17 protein-coding genes are annotated in these 25,712 nt (G+C 35.0%); 15 read left to right on the forward strand and 2 right to left on the reverse strand.

Annotation, left to right across the window (positions count from 1 at the left end):
- The first annotated feature begins 117 nt into the window (after positions 1-117).
- On the forward strand, positions 118-1,560 hold the full coding sequence (mnmE, locus tag IEV15_RS08000) for a tRNA uridine-5-carboxymethylaminomethyl(34) synthesis GTPase MnmE (RefSeq protein ID WP_188362001.1): 1,443 nt from the start codon (positions 118-120) through the stop codon (positions 1,558-1,560).
- A 99-nt stretch (positions 1,561-1,659) separates the two neighbouring features.
- Complete coding sequence (locus IEV15_RS08005; protein ID WP_188362002.1) at positions 1,660-2,616, forward strand: Fic family protein; 957 nt, start codon at positions 1,660-1,662, stop codon at positions 2,614-2,616.
- A gap of 816 nt (positions 2,617-3,432) precedes the next feature.
- Here IEV15_RS08005 and IEV15_RS08010 read toward each other — a convergent pair.
- Positions 3,433-7,050 carry a DUF7619 domain-containing protein gene (locus tag IEV15_RS08010; RefSeq protein ID WP_188362003.1) on the reverse strand — a complete coding sequence of 1,206 codons (3,618 nt, stop codon included), beginning with the start codon at positions 7,048-7,050 and terminating at the stop codon, positions 3,433-3,435.
- Between the two features lie 606 nt (positions 7,051-7,656).
- On the opposite strand from IEV15_RS08010, the gene IEV15_RS08015 reads away from it, so the two are divergent.
- A complete protein-coding gene (locus IEV15_RS08015; RefSeq protein WP_188362004.1) occupies positions 7,657-8,463 on the forward strand; it encodes a hypothetical protein in 807 nt (268 codons plus the stop codon).
- A gap of 71 nt (positions 8,464-8,534) precedes the next feature.
- Here the strand turns inward: IEV15_RS08015 and IEV15_RS08020 are convergent, their stop codons facing one another.
- Positions 8,535-9,110: a four helix bundle suffix domain-containing protein gene (locus IEV15_RS08020; RefSeq protein WP_229734119.1), complete on the reverse strand. Its 576-nt coding sequence runs from the start codon at positions 9,108-9,110 to the stop codon at positions 8,535-8,537.
- Positions 9,111-9,510: 400 nt separating this feature from the next.
- Between IEV15_RS08020 and IEV15_RS08025 the strand changes: the two genes are divergently transcribed.
- The 12 genes from IEV15_RS08025 to IEV15_RS08080 all read left to right on the forward strand — a co-directional run bounded on the left by IEV15_RS08025 (position 9,511) and on the right by IEV15_RS08080 (position 25,676).
- Positions 9,511-10,647: an endonuclease/exonuclease/phosphatase family protein gene (locus tag IEV15_RS08025; RefSeq protein ID WP_188362005.1), complete on the forward strand. Its 1,137-nt coding sequence runs from the start codon at positions 9,511-9,513 to the stop codon at positions 10,645-10,647.
- A 355-nt stretch (positions 10,648-11,002) separates the two neighbouring features.
- On the forward strand, positions 11,003-12,457 hold the full coding sequence (locus IEV15_RS08030) for a class I SAM-dependent DNA methyltransferase (protein WP_188362006.1): 1,455 nt from the start codon (positions 11,003-11,005) through the stop codon (positions 12,455-12,457).
- Complete coding sequence (locus IEV15_RS08035; RefSeq protein WP_188362007.1) at positions 12,454-13,701, forward strand: restriction endonuclease subunit S; 1,248 nt, start codon at positions 12,454-12,456, stop codon at positions 13,699-13,701. The genes IEV15_RS08030 and IEV15_RS08035 overlap by 4 nt, the downstream gene beginning before the upstream one ends.
- Positions 13,698-14,036: a hypothetical protein gene (locus tag IEV15_RS08040; protein WP_188362008.1), complete on the forward strand. Its 339-nt coding sequence runs from the start codon at positions 13,698-13,700 to the stop codon at positions 14,034-14,036. The genes IEV15_RS08035 and IEV15_RS08040 overlap by 4 nt, the downstream gene beginning before the upstream one ends.
- A 10-nt stretch (positions 14,037-14,046) precedes the next feature.
- Positions 14,047-16,506 carry an EcoAI/FtnUII family type I restriction enzme subunit R gene (gene hsdR, locus IEV15_RS08045; RefSeq protein WP_188362009.1) on the forward strand — a complete coding sequence of 820 codons (2,460 nt, stop codon included), beginning with the start codon at positions 14,047-14,049 and terminating at the stop codon, positions 16,504-16,506.
- A 17-nt stretch (positions 16,507-16,523) separates the two neighbouring features.
- Entirely contained in the window at positions 16,524-16,787 is a 264-nt protein-coding gene (locus IEV15_RS08050; protein ID WP_188362010.1) for a hypothetical protein, read from the forward strand.
- A 191-nt stretch (positions 16,788-16,978) separates the two neighbouring features.
- Positions 16,979-18,106, forward strand: coding sequence for a hypothetical protein (locus IEV15_RS08055; protein WP_188362011.1), 1,128 nt, complete (start codon positions 16,979-16,981; stop codon positions 18,104-18,106).
- Positions 18,107-18,125: 19 nt separating this feature from the next.
- Positions 18,126-18,980, forward strand: a complete 855-nt coding sequence (locus tag IEV15_RS08060; protein ID WP_188362012.1) for an abortive infection system antitoxin AbiGi family protein — start codon at positions 18,126-18,128, stop codon at positions 18,978-18,980.
- A 37-nt stretch (positions 18,981-19,017) separates the two neighbouring features.
- The gene (locus IEV15_RS08065; protein WP_188362013.1) at positions 19,018-20,871 is read left to right on the forward strand and encodes an OLD family protein; all 1,854 of its coding nucleotides are present in this window, start codon (positions 19,018-19,020) and stop codon (positions 20,869-20,871) included.
- Positions 20,868-21,854, forward strand: coding sequence for an HNH endonuclease family protein (locus IEV15_RS08070; RefSeq protein ID WP_188362014.1), 987 nt, complete (start codon positions 20,868-20,870; stop codon positions 21,852-21,854). Before IEV15_RS08065 ends, IEV15_RS08070 begins: the two co-directional genes overlap by 4 nt.
- Positions 21,844-23,874, forward strand: a complete 2,031-nt coding sequence (locus IEV15_RS08075) for an AAA family ATPase (RefSeq protein ID WP_188362015.1) — start codon at positions 21,844-21,846, stop codon at positions 23,872-23,874. Before IEV15_RS08070 ends, IEV15_RS08075 begins: the two co-directional genes overlap by 11 nt.
- An 11-nt stretch (positions 23,875-23,885) precedes the next feature.
- On the forward strand, positions 23,886-25,676 hold the full coding sequence (locus IEV15_RS08080; protein WP_188362016.1) for a GmrSD restriction endonuclease domain-containing protein: 1,791 nt from the start codon (positions 23,886-23,888) through the stop codon (positions 25,674-25,676).
- Positions 25,677-25,712: the final 36 nt, after the last annotated feature.

Below are 25,712 nucleotides of genomic sequence, written 5' to 3' on the forward strand. Positions count from 1 at the left end.
CACATGATATTTATCAATTCTTATGTTAAATCGGCGTGCGAATTGTTAAAACAACACAAAATCAGCAGCTTTCCTTAGAGCGAATAAAATTGTTACTTTTGTAAAAAAAAGGAAAGCATGATTTTAAATGAAACCATTGTCGCATTAGCCACGCCATCCGGCTCGGGAGCCATCGCCATTATCCGACTGTCAGGTAAAGAGGCCATTGCTGTTGCGGCTTCCGTTTTTCAATCGGTTTCGGGAAAAGATATCAACAAACAAAAAACACATACGCTTCATTTAGGGCATATCGTGGATGACAAAAAAGTAATCGACCAGGTGTTGCTTTCTATTTTCAAAAACCCAAATTCCTATACGGGTGAAGATGTAATTGAAATTTCCTGTCACGGCTCCACCTTTATTCAACAACAAATCATACAACTGTTTTTACGAAAGAATTGCCGTTTGGCAAAACCCGGTGAGTTTACCTTACGAGCGTTTCTAAACGGCAAACTAGACCTATCACAAGCGGAAGCCGTTGCCGATTTAATTGCTTCTGACAACGAAGCCTCCCATCAAATTGCCATGCAGCAAATGCGGGGTGGTTTTAGTAATGAAATTGCACAACTCCGTCAAGAGCTATTGAACTTTGCTTCGTTGATTGAATTGGAATTGGACTTTGCCGAAGAAGACGTGGAGTTTGCCGACAGAACGCAGTTTAACGAGTTGCTTACGCGTATAGAATTTGTATTAAAACGACTCATTGACTCGTTTGCCGTTGGGAATGTGATAAAAAATGGTATCCCCATTGCGATTGTGGGCGAACCCAATGTAGGGAAGTCCACCCTATTGAATGCGTTATTGAACGAAGAACGAGCCATTGTTTCCGACATTGCCGGCACCACCCGCGACACCATTGAAGATGAATTGGTGATTGACGGCATTGGCTTCCGATTCATCGATACGGCGGGTATTCGGGAGACTACCGACCATGTGGAAAGCATCGGGATTAAAAAGACGTTTGAGAAGATCGAACAGGCACAGGTGGTGGTGTATTTGGTTGACAGTTCTCAGTTGTCGGTTGTCGGTGATCCGGTATCTGTTGTCAGTTCTCAGTGGTCAGTTGATAAGTTGAAAAGTGATATTGAACAAATTAAAAACAAGTACCCCCATAAAACGTTGCTCACCATTATTAATAAAAAAGACTTACTGACACCTGACATGATTGAGCTGCTAGAGGGACAACTGACAACAGACAACAGACAACAGGAAACGCTGTTTATTTCTGCTAAAAACAAGGAAGGCATCGACGAACTCAAGCAAACCCTCCTTTCTTTTGTAAACACCGGTGCGTTGCGAAACAACGAAACCATTGTCACCAATTCCCGTCATTACGACTCGCTTTTAAAAGCCCTGGAAGAAATCCAAAAAGTAAAATGGGGCTTGGAATCAGGAATCAGTTCTGATTTAATGGCGATTGACATCCGTGAAGCCTTGTATCACTTTGGTGAAATCACGGGTGAAGTGACCAATGATGAGCTGTTGGGAAATATTTTTGCTAATTTTTGTATTGGGAAATAAAGTTATTGCATACCTTTGATACTATCAAATGATACTATCACAAATGAAATCGCGTTTACAAGATTCCATCCCCACACTAATATAAAAACATTATAGCGGATGAAACCACCTTATACCATTACAGATAAAATGTTAGCCTTAGTGGCTTCTATTTCAGAAAAAATAGGAGCCATTAACGCTACGCATTTATACAAACCAGCCACCGAATTACGAAAGAAAAACCGAATTAAAACCATTCAATCTTCTTTAGAAATTGAGGGCAATACATTGACCGAAGAGCAAATTACGGCATTGTTAGAAAACAAAAGAGTCATTGCCCCGCCAAAAGATATTTTAGAAGTTCAGAATGCCATAAAAGTATATGAACAACTCACTACTTTCAAGCCTTACCAATTAAAAGATTTAGAAAAAGCTCACGCTGTTTTAATGCAGGGTTTACTTGATACTGCAGGAAAATTAAGAACTACCAACGTAGGTATAGTAAAAGGATCAAAAGTAGAACATATTGCTCCAAGCGGAAGTAGGGTAAACGGATTGATGAAAGACCTTTTTGAGTATCTGAAAACAGACAACGATTTAATCCTCATCAAAAGTTGTGTGTTTCATTATGAGTTTGAATTTATACACCCATTTTTAGACGGAAACGGAAGAATGGGCCGATTGTGGCAAACACTAATTCTAATGCAACAATATCCGGTTTTTGAATATGTACCGGTGGAATCACTCATCAAGCAAAAACAAAGCGAATACTACAACAAGTTGTCCGAATCCGATAAAAAAGGAAATTCAACGCCTTTTATTGAATTTATGTTGGAAATCATTTCAGCATCATTAGACAGACTTTTACAATCGCAATCCGTAATACTTCATACAGAAGACAGAATACGCTTATTTGCAACCAAAATAGGTAAGAATACGTTTAGCAGAAAAGACTATATGCAACATTTTAAAAACATCGCTGCTCCAACAGCAAGCAGGGATTTAAAATGGGCCGTTGAGCAAAACCTTTTGACTAAATCCGGAGCATTCCGATTAACGGAATATCAGTTCAACTAATTTTCTTTCTATGGCGATCAAATAGATTATTCACCACAAATTATAAGAATAGTAATTTAACCCCGTTCCAAAAAAAAGAGCGAAGCTCAAATCAATAAACCTACCGAAAGCTATTCAGTAGCAAAAACCACCCCTCCACTTAGTGCCTTCCTCTCTTAGTAGCCCAAAAAAGAGCGAAGCTCAAATCCGTGACCATACGCAAAACCTGCCTGCCGATAGGCTGGTCCGCCTCATCCGCGTTCCAAAAAAAAAAAGAGCGAAGCTCAAATCAATAAACCTACCGAAAGCTACTCAGCAGCAAAAACCACCCCTCCACTTAGTGCCTTCCTCTCTTAGTAGCAAAAAAAAGAGCGAAGCTCAAATCCGTGACCATCCGCCAAACCTGCCTGCCGATAGGCCGGTCCGCCTCATCCGCGTTCCAAAAAAAGAGCGAAGCTCCATTTCAGCAACCTGCCGAAGGCGGGTCAATACCCAAAAGCCACCCCCTCCACTTAGTGCCTTCCTTTCTTAGTGGCAAAAAAAAGAGCGAAGCTCTAAATCCGTCACCATCCGTCAAACCTGCCTGCCGATAGGCTGGTCCGCCTCATCCATGCCCAAAAAAAAGAGCGAAGCTCTAACAAAAAAAAAACGAACCTCAAATCAACAAACCAGCAGCCAAAAACAACAAAGCCCGGAAGTACTCCCACCTCTGCAATAAAAGAAGGCACAACCCTAAAGCTAGTAGAGTCTTACATACTGGAATTCACAATCCTACAAAGAATGATGTAAGATAAATAAAAACGAGGAGGCTGCCTTTTAAGCCCCCCCCCTTTCTCCTTAAAATTTAATGAATTTGGAGGTTAAAACTCCTTTATTTGAATAAATTTGGATAAAGTAATTACCCGATTGTAAGCTAGAGACCTCAATGCTTGAAACATTTTGCATGTTGGGCATCGTCATAACCAATTGTCCAAGGGAATTGTAAATCGCAAGGGACGAAATCGTGATATCTTCTTCTCGCGAAAGCTGCAACAATCCGCTTGTTGGATTAGGATAAATCGTGACATACTGTTTAGATTCAAATTCTGGGATGCCCAAGGTTTGGATGTACGTCGTGGCAAGTTCGGTGTCAATAGGATAGTTGTAATCGAAATAAATACTTACACTATTACTAAAAGAATCACCATGTTGCAGACTTGCAAGTGTTCTGATCTTAAAAGCCACATAGCCATCGTTTGTAGCATCATCAAATGGCAAATTGATGTCCTTGAAGAAGAATTCGGCTTTGTTCCCGTCACTTATTTTGGTAACAAACGGATGGCTTCCGCTAACGGGTCTCAAAGAATTGATGTCATATTTTGAAGTGTCAATCAGGTCAACTATGTTGACGTTCTGAGCAGTATAAGTTCCCGTATTTTCAAAGCGGATCATATAATGTACATAATCGCCCACTTGATCTATGGATATTTGGGTGCCTTCCAGACAGGTTTTGTCGTTTGGATCAAACGAATTAACTACGGTTTGGTGCAAGGTGACAGTATTGTCTTCAGGGGTTTCATCAGTTAGTACAGAACTGATTTCGGCGGTAAAATCCAGAATCGATCCGGCGTTCAGAGCTGGCGTTTCAGTAGGTGTGTTCAAGTTTAATGTGACCACTATTTCTCGGGTTTCCAAGGGTTGCATAGCCGCAAAATTCCAATTCAGTGTATTGGCCGTTTGTGTCGTAAAGGACGGAATTGAATTTACTAAATCAGTCACCAAGTCATCATAGCTTAAACTAACCGTGCCCGACTGCATTTGATTCCCCTTGTTTTTATAGACAATTTTGTAATGGGAGTCAAACCCCGGCCTGGCTACATTGAGCGGCAAGATCGTAACGTCGAGATCCGGGTGGTTCCCAATTGGGCTAATGCAGAAATTTTGTGTCAGCGGACTTACCTGTGAAGGGAAACTTACAGTTACGCTCGACGGAGTAACCGAAAAATAAGAAGGGTTTTCGAATACCGGTGTCAAGGTATAATCCCCGGCTGCGACAGGAATAGCATAACCTCCGGATATATTGGTGATGTAACTGAAATCGTTTGTAGTTGAGGACACCTGAAAGTTGAGGTTGGGAAAAACCGGATCGGCTGCATCACAACCATTGCCATTACTATCAAATTTATTGGTTCCCGTTATGAAATAATAGTGCTCGTTCAGTATTCGCAGAATCCTGAGGGCCGGTAAACCGTTGTACGTTCTAAAATTACCTGTAGCGACAATCTTACCATCAGGTTGCAACAGTAAATGGAAGGCACTTCCCGAAAGAAGCGTTCCCGTATCGAAACTGCTGTCTACGCTACCGTTACTGTTTAAACGCTCGAGTTTGGTGAATCCGGACGAGGAAGTGTAGTTGTTCAATAGTTTGCCATCCGGCAAAAGGAGAAAATTAAAAACGTTGTGCGGACTGCTCGAAGGTGGATAAGTAAAGCTGTTGTCAAGTGAGCCCGATGCATTCAGACGCTGGATCTTTGCTGAGCCATTCCATGTTTGCACGAGCTTGATTAGAATTTTTCCATCCGCTTGTGTGCAAATGTTCGAAACGGTCGACCCAACACCACTGGTGAAGGTAGTGTCGAGGCTTCCACTCGGATGCAAACGTACCAAAGCGGTGACAAAGGTGCCGTTTATGGTACTTTGAAAATTGCCACCAACGAGCAATTTACCGTCGGGTTGCAAATACAAATCCGAAATAGAAGCTGTTGGAACAACCAATGAGCTGGTAAAAGTGGTATCCAAGCTTCCGTCGGAATTCAACCGGATGATAGTAGGGCAAGACTGCGAATTATAAGCGTCGAAGTTGCCAAATAGAATAATCTTACCGTCTGGTTGAAGCAACATTTTTCTAACGCCATAGAGTACTGCTGAGCTTGTGAAGCCTGTTCCGATGTTAAAAGTAGTGTCTTTGGAACCGTCGCTGTTAAGCCTGACAACTCCTCTTTGGGATTCGCCGTCAAAAAAAATGAAATCGCCGCCCACTACTATTTTCCCATCAGGTTGCACAACGATCGTCTTGACGGGATTGTTGTAAGGTCCGATTGGAACAGCAGCATTCTCCGAAAACCCAAGGGCTGGTAGGTTGAATGAAGCGTCGTGACTACCGTCGGCATGGAGGCGAACCAACTTTTGGGTGGGGATACCGGTATAGCGTTCGAAGTTTCCTGCGGCCAAGATTTTCCCGTCGGGTTGCAATGCCGAAGCATTAACTTGGCCGTCAAATCCCTTGCGGATATTGGTAAAGCTCGCATCCCGACTTCCATCGGAGTTAATCCGTACGATACGGCCTATCGGAAAACCTTCATAAAATTGTATTGTGCCCCCTGCAATCACCTTATCTCCGGGCTGCCAAACCAAAGTGTTGACGCCTACATTTACTACTGTCGACTCGAAACCAAAACCATTGGCCGATTCAAACGTGGCATCTTTGCTTCCATCGGAATTCAATTTAACGATACCTTTTGAGGCAATACCGTTGTAGGTATTGAAATCGCCGGCTGCCACTATTTTACCATCGGGTTGAACAAGTAAACTTCGCAATCTCGCCGAGTTCTCGAAACCGGTTGAAACATTGAAAGTAGGATCAACAATGCCGTTCGCCTCCAATCGCACAATATTATCAGCACTCGAAGTAGAATAGGAATTGAAACGGCCGCCAAGTAAAACCTTTCCATCATTCTGTAGGGCTATCGCCAAGATAGTTTCTGAGGTACTGATGTTGCCTTGCGCAAAAGTGCTGTCGTAAGAACCATTGCTGTTATATCGTGCCAGCCTGTTATAAGTAGAGCCGCCGTTAGCATTGGAAAGAGCTAAGATTTTGCCGTCAGGTTGCACGAAAAATTTGCTGTTCGCTGTAGCAAAATTATAGGTGTTGACGAAACTGGTATCAAGCGAACCGTCGTTATTTAGACGCGTTATACCATTAATAGTAACGTTGTTATAACTCGGAATCGGACCAAAAACCAGCATTTTCCCATCAGCAAGGGCCACAACTTGCTTAGGCACAGTGGTCGATGTTACATAAAATGAATTGCCAACCGGTTCAAACGTAGTGTCGAGGCTTCCGTCTGTATTAAGTCGCACGATATATTTACGCGAGATGCCGGCGTAGGAAAGGAAATTACCAACAACCACTATCTTTCCATCGGGCTGGATGGAGAAATCGGTTAGGTTGCTGTTGAGTTCAAATGCCGTAGTAAATGTGTGGTCTACCCCGTTCTCATCGATTCGGACCAAAGTGTTAGTAAGGATAAGCAACTTGCCGTCGGCTTGGGCTTCTATTTTTAGAACAGTAGCTTCGTTGTAATACTGATTGATGGCTATCGGAGCAGTATTAAAGCCGGGATCAAGATCGGCGGGATTCTGTGCATGGGCCAAAGTAATGGAAAAGAGGACAAGTAACGAGTAGATTTTTTTCATAAGGTGTAGCTGTGAAACAAATATATAGAACTGTAAAAATATAACCAAATTCCTTACTAACAATTAAGTATGAAATTTACGATTAGGCAGAACATTTACATTTACATTCATTTTGTAGAACGATTTTGTTGTTTTCCGCCTTTACCTAGCCAATCAAAAACTAAAAAACCAAAAATCCCCCATAGCAGTAACCACAAAACCGTATGCTCGCATTTTCTATACCTTCGAAGAAATCGTAACCAATGATGCACTGTTGGGGAATATTTTTGCTAATTTCTGTTTGGTAAATAACAAAGGGGTTACCGGTCTGGTTTCTTTTAGTATCAACTCCGTCAGCATTCCAAACTCTGATGGAGTTGGAGTAGCTTACTTGTATTCATTATCTTTTATCTAAGGTTGTTTCTCTTTATCTGTTAGCATCAATAAGGTAGTGGTACTGTTGTAGTACGTTTGAGTTGAAGTGTCTATGGGTTTACTACCTAGTATCCACGGGGTATCTATAGGGTATATACGCTATAAAGACGCTATATATACGTCATATACACACTATATATACGCTATAAAGTTTTGAAAATTCTTGGTTGGGAAATGGATTTTTGTATCTTTGTGACTAACCGGGAGGGCATTACATCAAAAATACTAATAAGAAATTTAATAAGCAATAGTATGGCAAAAGTAAAAGGGATTATACAGTTAATAGGTACCGTGGGTGATAGAAATTATTATATGCGTAAGGGTAAAAATGTTTCTCGAAAAGCCGGTGGTGGTTTTGATGGGGAGGCTATCAAGACTTTACCAAGCATGGAAAAGGTACGCAACAACGGTACAGAAATGGGGAATGTTTCGCGGTTGGTTAAGTATTTTAAGTTGGGTATTGCTCCGCTCCTATTTTCGAATAAGTTGCCGGAACTGCATGGGCGGTTGATGAGTTTGTTTCTCAATGTGAAGAATGAGGATGTGGTTGCGGAGCGAGGACAGCGGACCTTTGCTAACGGTGCCGGAAGTGTTGCGGGGCGGAAATTATTGTTGGGATATACTATTGCGGGGGCGAAAACCGGGTTTAGGAGTTTGCAGTCGCAGGTTCATTTTGATTGGGCGACTTTTACTTTGACGTTTCGTGGATCATCGGAGGTATTGTTTACTTTTCCGAAGGGGGTTGATGCAATTTCGTTTCAGGTTGGGGTTTTGCAGTTGGGTGCCGGAGAGACGGGTTGTTTGTTGACGCTTTCGGAGACCGTTTTTATTACTAAGGGTGGTGTGTTACCGGAGCAGTTGGTTGTTCCTGTTGAGGAGGTTGTTACGGAGCGGTGTTTGGCGGTGGTTTCGTTGCATCATTGTAAGAGTGTGGGTGGTGGTTATGAGCGGGTGGCGTTGAAGAGTGGTTTTTATTTTGAGGTTGTGGGGGTTAGTTGAGGGGGTGGATATTGGGGACGGTGGTGACAATTGGGACTATGGGGACTTTGGTGACGATGGGGACATTGGGGTTATTTTTGGTGGTTTTTTCTTGATTGATACATTTTTTCTTTGAAGCCTCCTTGGGTGGTGAATTGTCTTTCGAGGGTGGTTAGTTGTCTTGCTAAAAGGTAGGTGTTTACTTTTATCAATAGTCTTAGGACGTTTGTGGTTATTTCGGGGTTTGGGTTTTCGATTGCTTTTTTGAACGTTTGGTAGTTTGCGTTTGGGGTTTTATTGATTTGGTTAAAACGCAAGGTGTATGGGTGGTCTCTTTCCCAAAATGGGATGTTGTTTGTTCTCATGTAATCTTCGTAATCGATTAGCAGCTCTTCTAAGCTTGCCCGAGCTACATTTGTGAGTTTTATTTCAGTTTCTTTAGAGGTGGCTGATGCCATACTGGCTTCGGCAATATTTTGTTTACCTGAACGTGCGGCTTGCATCATTTGGTCGTGGGTTCGGGTATATTTGTTTAGGATGTTGTTGCAGAAGTAGCTGGTTCCATCATAGATAATTTCTGCTTTTTGGAAGGTTATTAATTTTCTATAACCTCCGTGTTTTGGGAAGATGTTTGAATTTTGCATGGCGTGTAAGTGATTGATTAACAAAATTATGGATTTTTTTGATTTTTTGGGGGGTTTGGGGATTTTTTTTTGGGGATTTTTTTTGGGGACGGTGGGGACTTTGGGGACTTTGGGGACGGTGGGGACTTTGGGGACTTTGGGGACGATGGGGACGATGGGGACGGTTGGGCTTACGTACTCACTTAATCGGTAATTTATGATAAAAAATCTTGTTATTCTTTGAAAATAAATTTAGTATTTATTTGATTTTGAGACAATTATTTATATATTCGTTTTTCCAAAAACAAGTTTCTGCCGGTTGGTGGGAATGATTTCCTTTTACTTTATTTTATTTTAATTGAATGTGGTAGACTGCAATGCTTCTGTATTGCCGTTTATGGCTTTTTCTTTTGTATTGTCTTGTACCTGCTTAATTACTAAAAACATGAAACTAACTACATGGAATATAGAACACTTGGCTAAGCCTTTGGCTGCTATGAATACCCCCGATAATAAAGGAAGGTTACAACGTATCTCCTTGCAAATTACTGAAATGGATCCGGATGTGTTGTGTTTGATTGAAGCTCCGGGAGATCCGTTGTTGATTCAGGAATGGATTGATAAACCTACGGATGATGGTGGGTTGAATGGGACTTATAAGGTTGCTATGATTGAGGGTACTGAAGCTTTAATAGCAGCCAATCCGAATAATCCGCGAGAGGCTATCAAAAAATTGTATGCCATGGAAGGGACTTCATTAACAGGGAATCAATGGATTTGGTTTTTGATAAAACATTCTTTTTATACGGCTCACTTTGTAAAATTACAAGAACCTGCTATTTGGCATGGTTTAACGGGACAGAAACAATGGAATGTTAACTATTGGGGGAAAATGAATGCTTCTAAACTTTCTCACTGGCGACACCCTCAGACCTTGGTTTTGGATTTAAACGGCTATGAAGTGGAAATTATTGGGGTACATTTAAAAAGCAAAATCAATCAAGTGAATCCGTTTGATGCTGATAAAAATTTGACCGAAAATTATGTGGCTGAAGCTTTGAAGGCAAGAGTAAAATTAGCTACTGAGACTTATGATGTGCGGATGTATATCAACCAGCGTTTTGAACAGGAAGCCAACCCCAGGATTATTGTTTGTGGTGATTTGAATGACGGACCCGGACGTGAATTCTTTGAACGTCAATTTTTGTTTTTTGATTTGATTTCCAACATTCAAGGTGATATATTTTTTGCGAAACGTTTTTTGAATCATGCTCTTTTTGATTATGAGGAGCATTTGCGATGGTCTACGGAGTTTAATGACCGTATTGAACGATGGGCACTTGAGCACGTGCAAACGTACAATCTACCTGATTTACCGGTTGATGTGACCCGTAGGCAATTGATTGACCATATTTTGTTTACGCAAGAATTTGTAAATCGTGATTCAAGCGGACCAAAAGTCAAAGCCAGATCAGGTTTTGTTGAGCATACGGTGCATGCCAAGACTAACGCCAGCCAACCTGCTAAGTTTAAGACGAGTGACCATCGACCGATATCGTTGTTGGTGGCGGATGGGTATTAGGTGGGGAATTGTTTTTGCATTGGGGACGATGGGGACCATTGAGACGATGGGGACTTTGGGGTTATTTTTGGTGGTTTTTTCTTGGAGTAACACTTTTACCTATCTCCCATTACTCATTACCTTTTTTTATTATATTAGCTACTCCAAAAACAACTTCCTGCTTGCCGGTGGGAGGAACTCCTTTGAATTTATTTTAGTGGAATGCGGGAATCCGTAAAATAGTATCCTTTTTGGTTACTAGCTTTGTAAATAAATCGCTTTTGTAAGGTTTTTAATTACTGTAAGAATTAATTGTTAAAACGAGGAAAATTTGGTAGGTTTGAGGAAACAAAATTAATATAACATAAAAGCATACATGTTCGAACAAACATTCAAAAATATAGACGACCTGCTTTACAAAGATTCAGGGGCAGATAGTGAATTAGATTACATTGGACAAACCTCTTGGGTGATGTTCTTGCGTTACTTAGATGAATTAGAACAAGACAAAGCCGACCAAGCCGAATTAAAGGGAGAGGAATATACTTATATATTAGACGAAGAATACCGATGGCCCAACTGGGCAATGCCAAAAGATGAAAATGGAAAACTCGACCATCACAAAGCAATGACTGGACCCGACTTGGTGCAGTTCGTAGATGGAAAACTATTCCCGTATTTAGCTAAATTTAAGCAAGAAGCGGAATCAGCCAATACGATTGAATATAAAATTGGGGAAATCTTCTCGGAATTGAAAAACAAAATTCAATCGGGTTATAACTTACGTGAGATTTTAGAATATGCCGACAGTCTTCCTTTTCGTGCTTCAACCGATAAGCATGAGTTGAGCCACTTGTATGAAACCAAGATTAAAAACATGGGAAATGCAGGACGAAATGGCGGACAATATTATACCCCAAGACCTTTAATTCGTGCGATGATACAAGTGGTTGACCCACAAATTGGAGAGAAAATATACGATGGTGCAGCGGGTTCCTGTGGTTTCTTGGTAGAAGCCTATGAGTACTTGTACCAACGGATGGAAAAAACGACTGATAATTTAAAAATATTACAAGAAAATACGCTGTATGGAAAAGAGAAAAAGAACTTGGCGTATGTGATTGGGATTATGAACATGATTTTACACGGCATTGAAGCACCCAACATCATACACACCAATACACTAGGCGAAAACATTCGCGACATACAAGAAAAAAACCGGTACCATGTGATTTTGGCTAACCCACCCTTTGGAGGAAAAGAACGACCGGAAGTACAACAAAACTTTGACATTAAAACAGGAGAAACCGCTTTCTTGTTTATGCAACATTTTATAAAGAGTTTAAAAACCGGTGGTCGTGCGGCTATTGTTATCAAAAACACCGTGTTGAGCAATACCGATAATGCCTCGGTAGCGTTGCGTAAATTGTTACTGGAAGGTTCTAATTTACACACTATTTTAGATTTACCAGGTGGAACGTTTACCGGTGCAGGCGTTAAAACGGTAGTTTTGTTTTTTCAAAAAGGAGAACCAACGAAAAAAATTTGGTATTATCAGCTGAACCCGGGACGCAACATGGGCAAAACCAATCCGTTGAATGATAAGGATATGGAAACTTTTGTAGCATTACAAAAAACAAAGCCTGAAACCGAACAATCGTGGAATATAAAAGTTGCCGATATTGACGAAACTACTTTTGACCTAAGCGTTAAAAACCCAAACACTCCTGAAGAGGCTGCTTTAAGAAGCCCAGAGGAAATACTAGACGAAATGGTATATCTTGACAAAGAAACCAAATCTATTTTGAATTCTATTAAAGAGCTAATATGAAAGAAGGTTGGGAATATAAAAAGTTAGGTGATTTAACAGAAGTAATTACTAAAGGAACTACACCTACCTCGGTTGGATTTAATTTTGAAGATGAAGGTGTCAATTTTGTAAAAATAGAATCTATTACATCTAATGGTAATTTCATAGTTAATAAATTCGCTCATATTTCTAGCAAAGCAAACGAAGCATTGAAAAGGTCTCAACTTAAAGAAGGTGATATTTTATTTTCAATAGCTGGTGCACTTGGTAGAACTGCAATTGTATCTAAAGATATATTACCTGCAAATACAAATCAAGCACTATCAATTATAAGACTTAAAGTTGATGAAAATGTATTAATAGAATATATATTTTTAGCTTTAACTTCTGGATATGCTTTAGAGCAAATTGAAAAGTTTAAAGGAGGTGTTGCTCAGCAAAATTTATCATTAGAACAGATGAAAAGTTTTCAAATCCCAATCCCACCACTACAAGAACAAAAACAAATCGTAGCAATTCTAGACCAAGCCTTTGAAGCCATAGACCAAGCCAAAACCAATATTGAAAAAAACATAGCAAACGCAAAAGAGTTGTTTCAATCTAAATTGAATGATATTTTTAGTCAGAAAGGTGATGGTCGGGAGGAGAAGAAACTTGAGGAAATATCTAATATTATAAACGGTTATAGTTTCAAGAGTAACGATTTTTCGGATGATAACGAAATTAAGTCTATTAAAATTACAAACGTTGGAATTATGGAATTTGTTGAGGATATTTCAAATAATTTACCATCTTCATTTGCCAATGATTATTCAAAAGTTAAAGTTCATGAAGGAGATTTAGTTTTAGCTTTAACACGTACTATTATTTCTGGAGGACTAAAAGTTGCTCGAGTTCCTAAAAGTTATCATCATGCTTTATTAAATCAACGAGTTGCAGCTATAGTACCTAATGTTGAAAAAGTGGATAGTGATTATTTATATTATTATTTCAGTTCAAATATTGTGTATAATTATGTTCTAGACAATGTAAATACTCTAATGCAACCTAATTTGTCCATTGAAGATTTAAAAAGAATGATTGTACCTATTACCTCAATAAAAGGTCAAAAAACAATTAGTACTCAAATTAAGAATTTATCAGAAAATACCAATTCTTTGATTAATAACTATGGAATAAAATTAAAAGATTTAGAAGACCTAAAAAAATCGATACTCCAAAAAGCGTTTGCAGGAGAGTTGACAAATAAAGAAGTGGAGGTATGACTTGGACAGAAGCTAGAAAAAAAATAGAAACCTCTCTAAAAGTAAATAACGATTCAATTGATAAAAAATCAATATTTAGAAATGTTAGAGCCGCAAATGATAAAGGTTTCTCAATAGGTAAAGGACAAAACCAAGCTGTTTCTATTCCATGGACAATGCTTGAAACTATTTTTATTTCTTCTAAAAGAAAAGGGTATTATGACAACTCTGTTTTTAAAGAAAAATTTGAAGATAAATTAAAAAGCACAAGTTGTTATGTTCGTATTGTTGGAAACATCTTTTGTGTTGCAGGCATTATGAAAATTGAAGGAAATAAGTTTATATTTATAAATTAAAACATTGTTAATGAACGAAGCACAAACCAAACACGATTTAATTACACCCGCTTTGCAAGCTGCAGGTTGGGGCATTGTGGAAGGCAGTCGTTTGCGTTTGGAGTTTCCCATAACCAAAGGTCGCTTAATTGGGCAAGGCCGGAGAGCCACACCCCTTTTTGCAGACTACGTTTTAGAATATAAAAACAGAAGAATTGGTATTGTAGAAGCCAAAAAAAGAGATGATTATTATACTGCTGGTGTCGGTCAAGCCAAAGATTATGCCGAGCGTTTAAACATTCGCTACAGCTATGCTACCAATGGGTTACAAATCTACGAGATAGATATGGACGAAGCCGCAGAAGGCGAAGTTCCAAAATACCCAACCCCCGACGAGCTTTGGGAAATGACCTACCCTACTCCAAAAGAGGAGTATAAAATAGAAATCGCCAATTGGAAGGAACGTTTGTTCGCTGTTCAATTTGAAGACCGAGGTGGCACATGGCAACCAAGGTATTACCAACAAAATGCCATTGCCAAAGTGTTAGAAGGCATCGCTGAAAAGAAAAACCGAATGTTGCTCACCTTAGCCACAGGAACAGGAAAAACAGCCATTGCTTTTCAGATTGCTTGGAAACTATTTCATGCCAAATGGAATTTAAAACGTGATGCCAGTAGAAGTCCAAGAATATTATTTTTAGCCGATAGAAACATATTAGCCGACCAAGCTTTTAATGCTTTCAATGCCTTTGATGTAATTGATGAAAACATCAAAGTACGCATCAGTCCAAAAGAAATAAAAAAGAAAGGACAAGTTCCTACCAATGGAAGTATCTTCTTTACCATATTTCAAACCTTTATGACTAGCAAACAAAAGGAAGATACCGTAGAAGAAGAAAATGACCGTGATTATATGATTGCCGCTGAACCGATGGAAGTATATGGTAGTTCTGAATTTAATTTCGGGCAATATCCAGCTGATTTCTTTGATTTAATTATTATTGACGAATGTCACCGCGGTGGAGCCAATGACGAAAGTTCGTGGCGAGCTATTATGGAGTATTTTTCTCCTGCGGTGCAATTGGGTTTAACGGCAACGCCAAAACGTGATGTGAATGCAGATACGTATAAATATTTTGGTGATCCCATCTATACCTATGCTTTAAAAGATGGTATTAATGATGGATTCCTTACGCCATTTAAAGTAAAAGAGATCCAAACCAATTATGATGAATATACCGTTACAGCAGATGATATTATTATAGAGGGTGAAGCCAAAGTGGGTGACACTTTTACCTATCGTGATTATGGTAGAAAAATCATCATTCAACAAATAGAAGAATACCGTGTTAAGAAATTCTTGGAGTTGATTAATCAAAATCAAAAGACGTTGGTTTTTTGTGCTACGCAAAAACATGCGGCATTAATTCGTGATTTAATTAATCAGTTTTCGACAAGCAGAAACATTAATTACTGTCATCGTGTAACGGCTGATGATGGAAAAATGGGTGAACAACATTTAAGAGATTTTCAGGATAATGAAAAGAGCATTCCAACGGTATTAACGACTTCACAAAAATTAAGCACTGGTGTAGATGCACCTGAAATTAGAAATATCGTTTTGTTGCGTCCTGTGGATTCAATGGTTGAATTTAAACAGATTGTAGGTCGAGGTACGAGATTATTTGATGGTAAAGATTATTTTACGCTGTTTGATTTTGTGCATGCACACGAACATTTTAAAGACCCCGCTTGGGATGGAGAACCATTGGAGCCAGAACCACCAACAGGCGGTGGAACACCAAGAGTTTGCAAAGTGTGTCAAGTTAAACCCTGTGTTTGCGAAAAAGAGGAAGAAAAAGAATGTGACGAATGCCATAATATTCCTTGTGTTTGCGATATTCCTGAAAGCAAAATAATACGAGTTAAACTATCTGACAATAAAGAAAGAGAAATAGATTCTACGGTAAAAACTTCTTTTTGGAGTCCAACCGGTACTCCTATTTCATCTATTGAATTCATACAACAATTGTTTGGCGATTTGCCTAGTTTCTTCGCTAATGAAGAAGAATTGCGTAAACTGTGGAGTTTGCCAAGCACTAGAAAAAAATTACTCACTGAATTAAGTGAAAAAGGCTATACCAATGAACAATTGGAAGATTTACGACTGTTAATTCATGGAGAAGATAGTGACTTATTTGATGTGCTAAATTATATCGCGTATAGCAAAGACTTAGTACCTAGATTTGAAAGAGCTACTAGAGCAAAAGTACAGTTAGGAGATTACAATGCTAAACAACAAGAGTTTTTAAACTTTGTATTAGAACAATACGTAAAAGAAGGTGTTAATGAATTGGATGATTTAAAATTGTCGCCTTTATTAGTTTTAAAATACAAAGCCATTGCCGATGCCAAAAAAGAACTTGGAGAAATAAAAAGTATTAGAGATGTTTTTATTGGGTTTCAGCAATACTTATATAAAACATCCTAAAGTAAAATATCTATATTATGGCAGTAATCGTAAGAACAAGAAAAATTAGACCATCTACAAGAAAATCAACCTCTGTAAATTATCGGGTAGAAATATCGAAGGTTGGAAAAGATGATACTTTAGAAGTTGAAGTATCTCATGAAAGTAATTCTTTTTTGAGAACATACTATTTTCATGGAAAAGATATCGCTAATAAAAATAATATTAGTTTCAAAGTAATACAAGAAGTTCCAGAAATTGAAATATTATGGAGTGGAGCTAGTCCATTTAAGGTGGAATAAGACTTCTACTTAAGTATTTTAGGTAGTGTTCAGGGCGGAGAGTTTCTCTGACCTCCCAAATTATATTTATGATTTGTTGTTGAGTAGGATTAATGTGAGTGTGCAGACGGATGAGGTTGTTGAGGGGCTGCCGAGGGTGAGGTTTGAGTGATTAAATCACTAATTACAAGTAACTAATAAATTTATATAGTATGAAAAATTGTATTACACTTTTGTTAATTGTAATTAGTTATTGCAGTTATGGACAGACGTATGAAACTTTAAAAAATGTTAAACTACCTGACAATATAATACTCACTAAAAAAGTAACTGTTCCATGTTCACAACCTGTAAACAAAGGTGACAAGGTTGTTAGTGAAACAGAATATAAACATACTGTAGATGGTAAAACAACAACTAAAACTATAATCAAAGAAGATGTAATTTCTACTGATGGAGAAACTACTGACGTTGACAAAGAAATTAAAGTAAAAGTAAAATCAATTAAAGATGGAAAAGCAAATATTTATGTAGATGAAAAAGATAATTCGATCATCCATGTTAATTATTGGCTAAATCCAACAAATAAGCTTTTAAAGAATACGGAAATTGAATATATTATTAGAAGTTACGATTGTGAAGGAGTACTAAAAGAAAAGAAAATAAAAGCTAAACTTGAAACTGATAAAAATTTCTTATTGAAAAAATATATAAAATTAGATAATGAAGATTTTACGAAACACAGCGATACAATAATTAAGGTTTTTAAAAGCGATGCAACTACAGTAGATTATTACTTAGTAAATACATATGACAGAAAAGTAGATTATACATTTCAGTTAGCTAATCGTAAAACAATAGCAGTAAAATATACCTCAGTAGTTTTGGGGGCAATTACAATACCAATAAAATACAGACCTGGACAAGAAAAAAATGATATCAAGGTAAAGGAAGATTTTTCTGCTGATTTCAATGCTGGAATTTTTGCTGGGTGGACAGTTGGAAAGCAAAAAGTAAATTACCAAAGAGGAGTTGGATTCAAAGATAACGTGAGTTTTTGGTCGGCTACAATTGGTCCATTTTTTAGTATAGGTACAACTTCATTAAACAAAAACAACACAACGATTGGAGATACACCTATTACAACTGAAGACACCCAAAACATAGGAACAGTCTCTACTGGCTTAGGATTGATTAAAAATGTATATAACTTTCAGTTCGGTGTTTTCTATGGTTGGGATATTGGAGTTGGCAGAGACTCTAATGATTGGAACTATGATGGCAAACCATGGTGGGGTTTTGGTATTGGTTATAGTTTGACAGGATTTTGGAAGAAATAGAAATTAAATAAATACCCTAATGGAAGTAAATTTAAGTTCAAATACTTTATTTCATTTTACTAACGAAAAAAAATATCTAATCAGTATTTTAAAAAATGGATTATATGTAAGATACAGCTTGGAGAATTATCAAAATTTGATCAACAATAAAGCCGAAATTGTTTTTCCAATGGCTTGTTTTTGTGATATACCGTTATCACATGTTAAGAATCACACAAAAACATACGGAAGATATGCTATTGGTTTAACAAAAGAATGGGGTATGAAAAATAAAGTAAGTCCTGTTATTTACTCCTATCCTAATTCAGAAACAACAGAAATACTGAATTATGTATTCGAAAATATTGAACGGTTTTTTGATATAGAGCTAGAAAAAATACAAAACGTAAAATTAAATAAAAGCACTGAAAAACTCATTGAACATTATGATGAGAGAGACAGAGAATTTGGAAAGAAAATCAGTGGTGTTTATAATAACCTCAGCAATTTTATTAGATATATAAAACCCTACGAAGGTAAATTCTATAGAAATGGAAATTATCTTAAAAGTAATGTTAAGTTTTATGATGAAAGAGAGTGGAGATTCACTCCTACAAGAGATTTTCTTTCAAGTGTTGGTATAAAAGATAGTTATATTAAAGACTTATATATTGACCCAATAAAACGAAGAGCTTTAAATATAAAACTAGCAAAACACATAAAACTAAATTTCGAACCTAAAGATATTCGTTTTATTATTGTTGAAAAGGATAAAGAAATTCCTGAAATGATAAATCAATTAGAAAAAATTTTTGGTAACAAATCCACTTCAAATGATTTAAAGCTATTGAGTACTAGATTGATTTCTATGGAACAAATATTGGAGGATTTGTGATATTGACGATAAAATTTATTCTATTAAGTTAAAAGATATGAGAATTGCTGCTATTTATATTTATGAAGATTCTTTACCTTATGTGTTTGGTGAGAACCATAAAGGTCAAACTATAAATTTAGGTGGAGAATACTTATATGATGTTGGTGAAATACGGGGTAGAACTGTCATATTGAAAAAAGAAAAAAATAAAAATTTCATTAACGATTTTTGGAATAATAATATCATTCTAATTTCAGCAATTGTGGGTGCTAATGGAACAGGAAAATCAAAAATTTTAGAGTATATAAAAACAGGATGTGAACTAGTTATTGAAATTGGAAAGGCATCTAGAATACTTTGGTCAAAAGATGTAGGTCAATTTCTTTTTCACACACCTTATTTAACTGAAAATAATGAAGGACAAGACCAATCAAATGTATTTAACTTATCCAAACTTTCTCAAATGACAAAAGATTCAGGTTCTGCAACTATGGATTTTAACGGTCATTGGGAATATCATACATCAGAAAGATTGAGAAGAATTTTAATTTTTTTAGAAAACGAAAACTTTAAAAAAAGTTTTAATGATTTGAAAATCTCAACTTTTGATAAAGTTAAAATAAAATTTTTAAGAATTAAAGAAGATGATTGGAATACATCAAGAAACTTTATTCCTTATTTTGAAGCTTTAATTAAGTTAAAAGAAAAGGAATGGAAAAAGACTGAAATAGAGTTGCAAAAAAAATTTAAAATAAAAAATAATGAAGATTTAAAAAAAAATAATAGTTATAAAATTGCAAGTCAAAAATTACGATTAAGATTAACTATATTAGAAACTATAATTTTAAAAATTCATTCTATTCTAGAACGAACCGGAAATAAATTTTTGGAAGAAGGCTTTATAAATGGTAATAACTTTCCTACTGACCCAGAATTTAATAAAATTGAATCTACTAAAGAAGCTTTTTTTTGGTTCATTAACAATGCATACTTAAAATTGAGAAGTAAAAAATATTTTTTGCCTGTAAAAGATATTGAAAACTTAGTAAATACGATATTGCCACTAGTCGATTTAGATAGTAAAATTGATAATTGGACTATTCTAACTGTAAATTTTGATAATGCAAAAAAAATTATTGAATCCTATCAAGCATTTTTAATTTCATTTAAAGACATCTTTACATATGATGAAAAAATATTCATTACATTTTACCCAGATAAAAATTTAAGTACAGGTGAAATGTCGTTTTATGAATTATTTTCTTCCTTGAACAATGCAAATTATCGCATAAAAAACAAATTGGATTCACAAGCTTATGAGAAAGTAATAGATCATAAAAATTATACATTTTTATTAGATGAGTCTGATTTAGGTTTTCACCCATATTGGAAAAAAAAATATATAAAATTTTTATGTAATATTATTCCAAAAATATTTAATAGTAAAACCATACAAATAATAATTACAACTCACGACCCTTTAACTTTATCAGATATTCCAAATAATAATATTGTTTACCTCAGAAAACAAAACTATAAATCAGAAGTATTAAATTTTGATAGCAACGAAAGACCTAATAAAACATTTGGTGCAAATATAACAGATTTACTATCTGATAGTTTCTTTATTGAAGATGGTTTAATTGGAGAGTTTGCTAAAGATAAAATTGAAAAAACCATTAATTGGATTAATACGGAGATAATAAAAAAAGAAAAATCTCAAAATAATTATGTAACCGATGAGAAAGAATACCAACATCATAAAAAAATCATATCAATCATTGATGAACATGTAATAAGATTAAAATTAGCGGAGATGCTAGAAGAATTAAAAGGAGTTAAAAAATTACAAGAAGAATTAATTGATAAAGAGATAGAATATCTACAAAATAAAAAAAGAATGTTATGATTTATATTAATTCTAATGATGCAAAAATTAAATCTGCATTAAACTTTCATATAAATGGTTTATTTTCAATTTTGAAAAGAAGAGTTAGTCGCTGCACAAATAGTGACATTAGAAACTTTTTATCAGATGGGAATTTAATGATTTTTTTACAAGGAAATCCAGATGAGATTCAAGGTTTAAATAATCAATTTTATAGTAGTATTACTAATTATACATTCAATGGATATAATGATTTTAGATTAAATATTGATAAAGAACCAAAATCTAGAGCTGAAAAATGTAATGTTACAAAATACAGAACTTTACATTTATTAATTGAAACCATTTTCAATTATGAAACTTCTTTCTCAAAAAAAACAACAAAATATTCTACTTACAATTTAGCTAAAAACTTGGATATTAATACTTGCGTTTATTGCAACAGAATGTATACTAAAACAGTTTTTACCCCTGATAAATTAACTAGACCAGAGTTTGACCATTGGTTTCCAAAAAGCAAATACCCTCTTTTAGCTCTATCATTTTATAATTTAATTCCTAGCTGTCATATTTGTAATAGCTCTTTAAAAGGTGCTACAAATTTGAATCTTAATGAGTATTTACATCCTTATATCGATGATGAAAAAACCATAAATAATGATATCAAATTTAGTTACTATAATAAATCATTAAATACTTACGGTTTTAAAATGAATACTCTCAGTAGCAAAGGAAAGAATACAATTGAAGCATTTAAGATTAAAGAAATATATGAAACTCATGAAGAAGAAATTAAAGAATTAAGACGTATAAGAGATGTTTATTCTGACAGTTATTTACAAAAATTATCTACATTATATAAAGGAATTATTTCTCAAGATGAAGTTTATAGATTGGCTTTTGGAGTATACATAGAAGAGGCTAAGTTTGAAAAAAGACCTTTGAGCAAAATGAAAAAAGACATATTAATTGAATTAGGAATAATTACAAAAAATGAAAAGTAATTTTAAGATTATTGCTTTAAAAGCACTTGAAGAATGTGATTCTAACTTTACTAAAGTTTTAGAAAAAGAAAAATTATATTATTTCTATTCTGATTATGAAATTATTATAAATAATGATGGTAGAGAAGAAATTAAAATTAAGAAGGAGATTGTTGATGGAATATTTAATGACAATGAAATTAAAAATGATGTAAATATTAATATTTGTGCAATTGTTGGTAAAAATGGTTCTGGAAAAAGCTCAATTATTGAATTGCTATTTAGAGCTATTAATAACATTGCTTATAATTTTAAATTTGAATCCGGTATACCAAAAAAAACTATTACAGCCGATTTAAAGATAGTTGATGGTATTCATGTTGAATTTTATTATAAAACGGATAAATTTTACAAAGTAATAGTAAATGAATCAAACTTTGAGGTTTTTAGTTTCAATACAAACGGGTTAGTAAATGAAAAATCTGAAGAATCAAAGTTTGATTTGAGTAAATTATTTTATACTGAAGCCGTTAATTATTCTCATTATGCTTACAATAGTTTTGAATTTGGGTTTATAAAAAATGGAGTGTTTGTAAATTGGCTAAAGGAATTATTTCACAAAAATGATTCTTATCAAACACCTTTAGTTTTAAATCCAATGAGAACTGAGGGTAATTTTGATATAAATAGAGAAAATGATTTAGTTAAACAACGCTTATTAGCAAACATTCTAAGACCTACGCAAAAAGGTAAAATTGATTTTAGAAAATTTGGTGACAATTTAAAAGCTGATACATTAATTTTAAAACTTAAACCAAAAAAAGAAAAAGTTTCATATTGGATCAAAGATAGTAAAGGTGAAGATGTTGAAAGATTTTTTAAATTAGGTGCTTTTACGATTAAAGAAAAAGATGATTTGGTAAATACTTTAATGTTTGAATTACATGGTATTTCAAATATTAAACTAGGTTTATCAAAAAAAATAAAATACGATTTAGCTAGGCAATATATTGTTTATAAACTTGTTTCTATTTGCAAAAAATATGACGATTATAAACAATATTTACTTCCTAAACATTATAAATTCGACACTAGTCTTTTTAAAGAGTTTATTAAACAAATAAAAGAAGACGATAGTCATATTACTTTTAAATTAAAGCAAACGTTAAATTACTTGAAAAATGATTTCATAAATTTAAGTAATGAAGAAATTGAGTTAAACGTCGAAGAACTTTCAAAAAATATTCAAAAAAGAAAAAAAAGAAATCAGTCAATTTTAGAATTAATACCTCCTCCTATTTTTGATATTGAAATAGTTCTTAAACCTATCGAAGAATTAGATAAAATCATTAAATTTAGTTCGCTGAGTTCTGGAGAGAAACAACAAATTTATATGGTAAGTTCTTTACTTTACCATCTATATAATTTAGACTCAGTAACTGGGAATAAAATTAAATATGAAAATATAAATATCATTTTTGAAGAAGTAGAACTATACTTTCATCCGCAAATGCAAAAATCTTTTATTAAATATTTTTTAGATAGTATAAGTAGAATTGAATTAAAGAAAATTAAATCAATAAATATATGTTTTGTTACACATTCACCTTTCATTCTTTCAGATATTCCAAGCAATAATATTATGTTTTTAGAAGTTATTGATGGCAAAGCCATTCAAAAGAAAGAAAATCTTAAAAAAACGTTTGGTGCAAACATTCATGAATTACTAACTGATAGTTTTTTTATGACTGATGGATTTATAGGAGATTTCGCAAAAGATAAAATTGATGAAACTATTAATTGGCTAAACACGGAATTATTGAAAAAAAGAGAATTTGAAAAAAAAGAAACTTCTGAAAGATATAATGTAAATAAAGAAGACTTTAAGTTTCACAAAGGCATCATTTCTTTAATTGATGAACCAATCATAAAAATAAAATTATCAGATATTTTATCTGAACTTGATGATAATGATGAATTTCATGATGACATTATCAATGAACAAATAGAAAATTTGAAAAAACGACTCAAAAAGAAATAATTTCAATTACCATGCAAAAATACTCCGTAAACCAACACCTCATCGAAACGCTATTAACTTGGGTAAAGTCTGGCGAGATTGCTATTCCCGAAATTCAACGTCCGTTTGTTTGGGACAGTTCCAAAGTGAGGGACTTAATGGATAGTTTGTATCAAGGATTTCCGGTGGGTTATGTCATTGCCTGGCGAAATCCGAATGTGCGTTTGAAAGATGGTAGCATGAGTGAAGGTAAAAAAATATTGATTGATGGGCAGCAACGGGTAACTGCTTTAACAGCTGCCTTATTGGGTGAATATGTTGTGGATAAAACCTATCAACGCGTCAAAATAAAAATCGCCTTTAACCCTATTCTTGAAAAATTTGAAGTACAAAACCCTGCTATATTAAAAGACAGTAGTTGGATTCCAAATATAGCAGAAGCTGTTAGTGGTGAAATCAGTATTTTAAAATTGGTTCGTAATTATTTAGCGGTTAATCCTGAAGTTGATGAAGATTTAGTGGAACGTGCTTTTACCAATTTGATTAATATTCCGAAAAAGCAAATTGGAATTATCGAATTATCCCACGATTTGGATATAGAAACCGTTACCGAAATATTTATTCGAATCAATTCAAAAGGAGTGGTTTTAAGTCAGGCTGATTTTGCAATGAGTAAAATTGCTTCCAATACAGAATACCAAGGCAATGTATTAAGAAAAGCCATTGATTATTTTTGTCATTTGGCAATTTCACCGGAGTTCTACAAACACATTGTGGATAATGATCCTGATTTTGCGAAAACCGACTTTTTTGCAAAAATGAAATGGTTAAAATCGGAAAATGAAGATTTATATGACCCGGAATACACGGACTTAATCCGTGTTGCTTTTACATCGCAATTTAATAGAGGTCGTTTATCAGACTTAGTTAGTTTGCTATCCGGTAGAAATTTTGAAACCCGTTCGTTTGAAGATGCCATCGCAGAACAATCCTTTGAAAAATTAAAACAGGGTGTTTTTAATTTTATGAATGAAACGCATTTTAAACGTTTTTTGATGATTATTAAATCTGCAGGTTTTATATCGCCTAAATTAATACGTTCTCAAAATGCTTTGAACTTTGCGTATATACTTTATTTAAAATTAAGAGAATTAAATGTCAATTCTGTTTCTATTGAAAGCTATGTAAAGCGTTGGTTTGTTTTTTCGGTATTAACCGGAAGATATTCAGGTTCGCCGGAATCAGTATTTGATTTTGACATCAAACAAATACACAACCGTCCGTTTGATGAGTATTTAAAAGAAAAAGAAGAAGGTGAATTATCCGAAGCTTTTTGGAATGCTTCACTACCTCAAAGTCTCGACACTTCGGTAGCCAGCAGTCCGTATTTCAATGTGTTTTTAGCTTCACAGGTCAAGGCTAATGATAGAGGGTTCTTATCTAAAGATGTAATGGTTAGTGATTTAATTTCCTTGCGAGGGGATATTCACCACTTATTCCCAAGAGATTTTTTGAAAAAGAATGGGTTAGATAGAAGTAAGTACAATCAAATAGCGAACTATGTTTATATGCAATCGGAAATCAATATTAAAGTGGGTAATAAACCACCTAAAGATTATTTTGAATTGATTACTAATCAGATTGCTGCTGAAAACAAATTAGTGAGTGGTTTATCTTCTCACGAGGAATTAGTAGCTAATTTGAAAGCAAATTGTGTTCCAACTGAAATCATGAACATGAATTTAGAGGATTATCAGGAGTTTCTAATATTGCGAAGAAAGCTGATGGCACAAAAGATAAAGGAGTATTATTTTTCGTTGTAATGGCTAAAAAAAAAAGGTTCAACTTTAATTATTCAA

Origin of the sequence: Flavobacterium orientale, from assembly GCF_014638005.1 — a bacterium.
GTDB lineage: Bacteria > Bacteroidota > Bacteroidia > Flavobacteriales > Flavobacteriaceae > Flavobacterium > Flavobacterium orientale.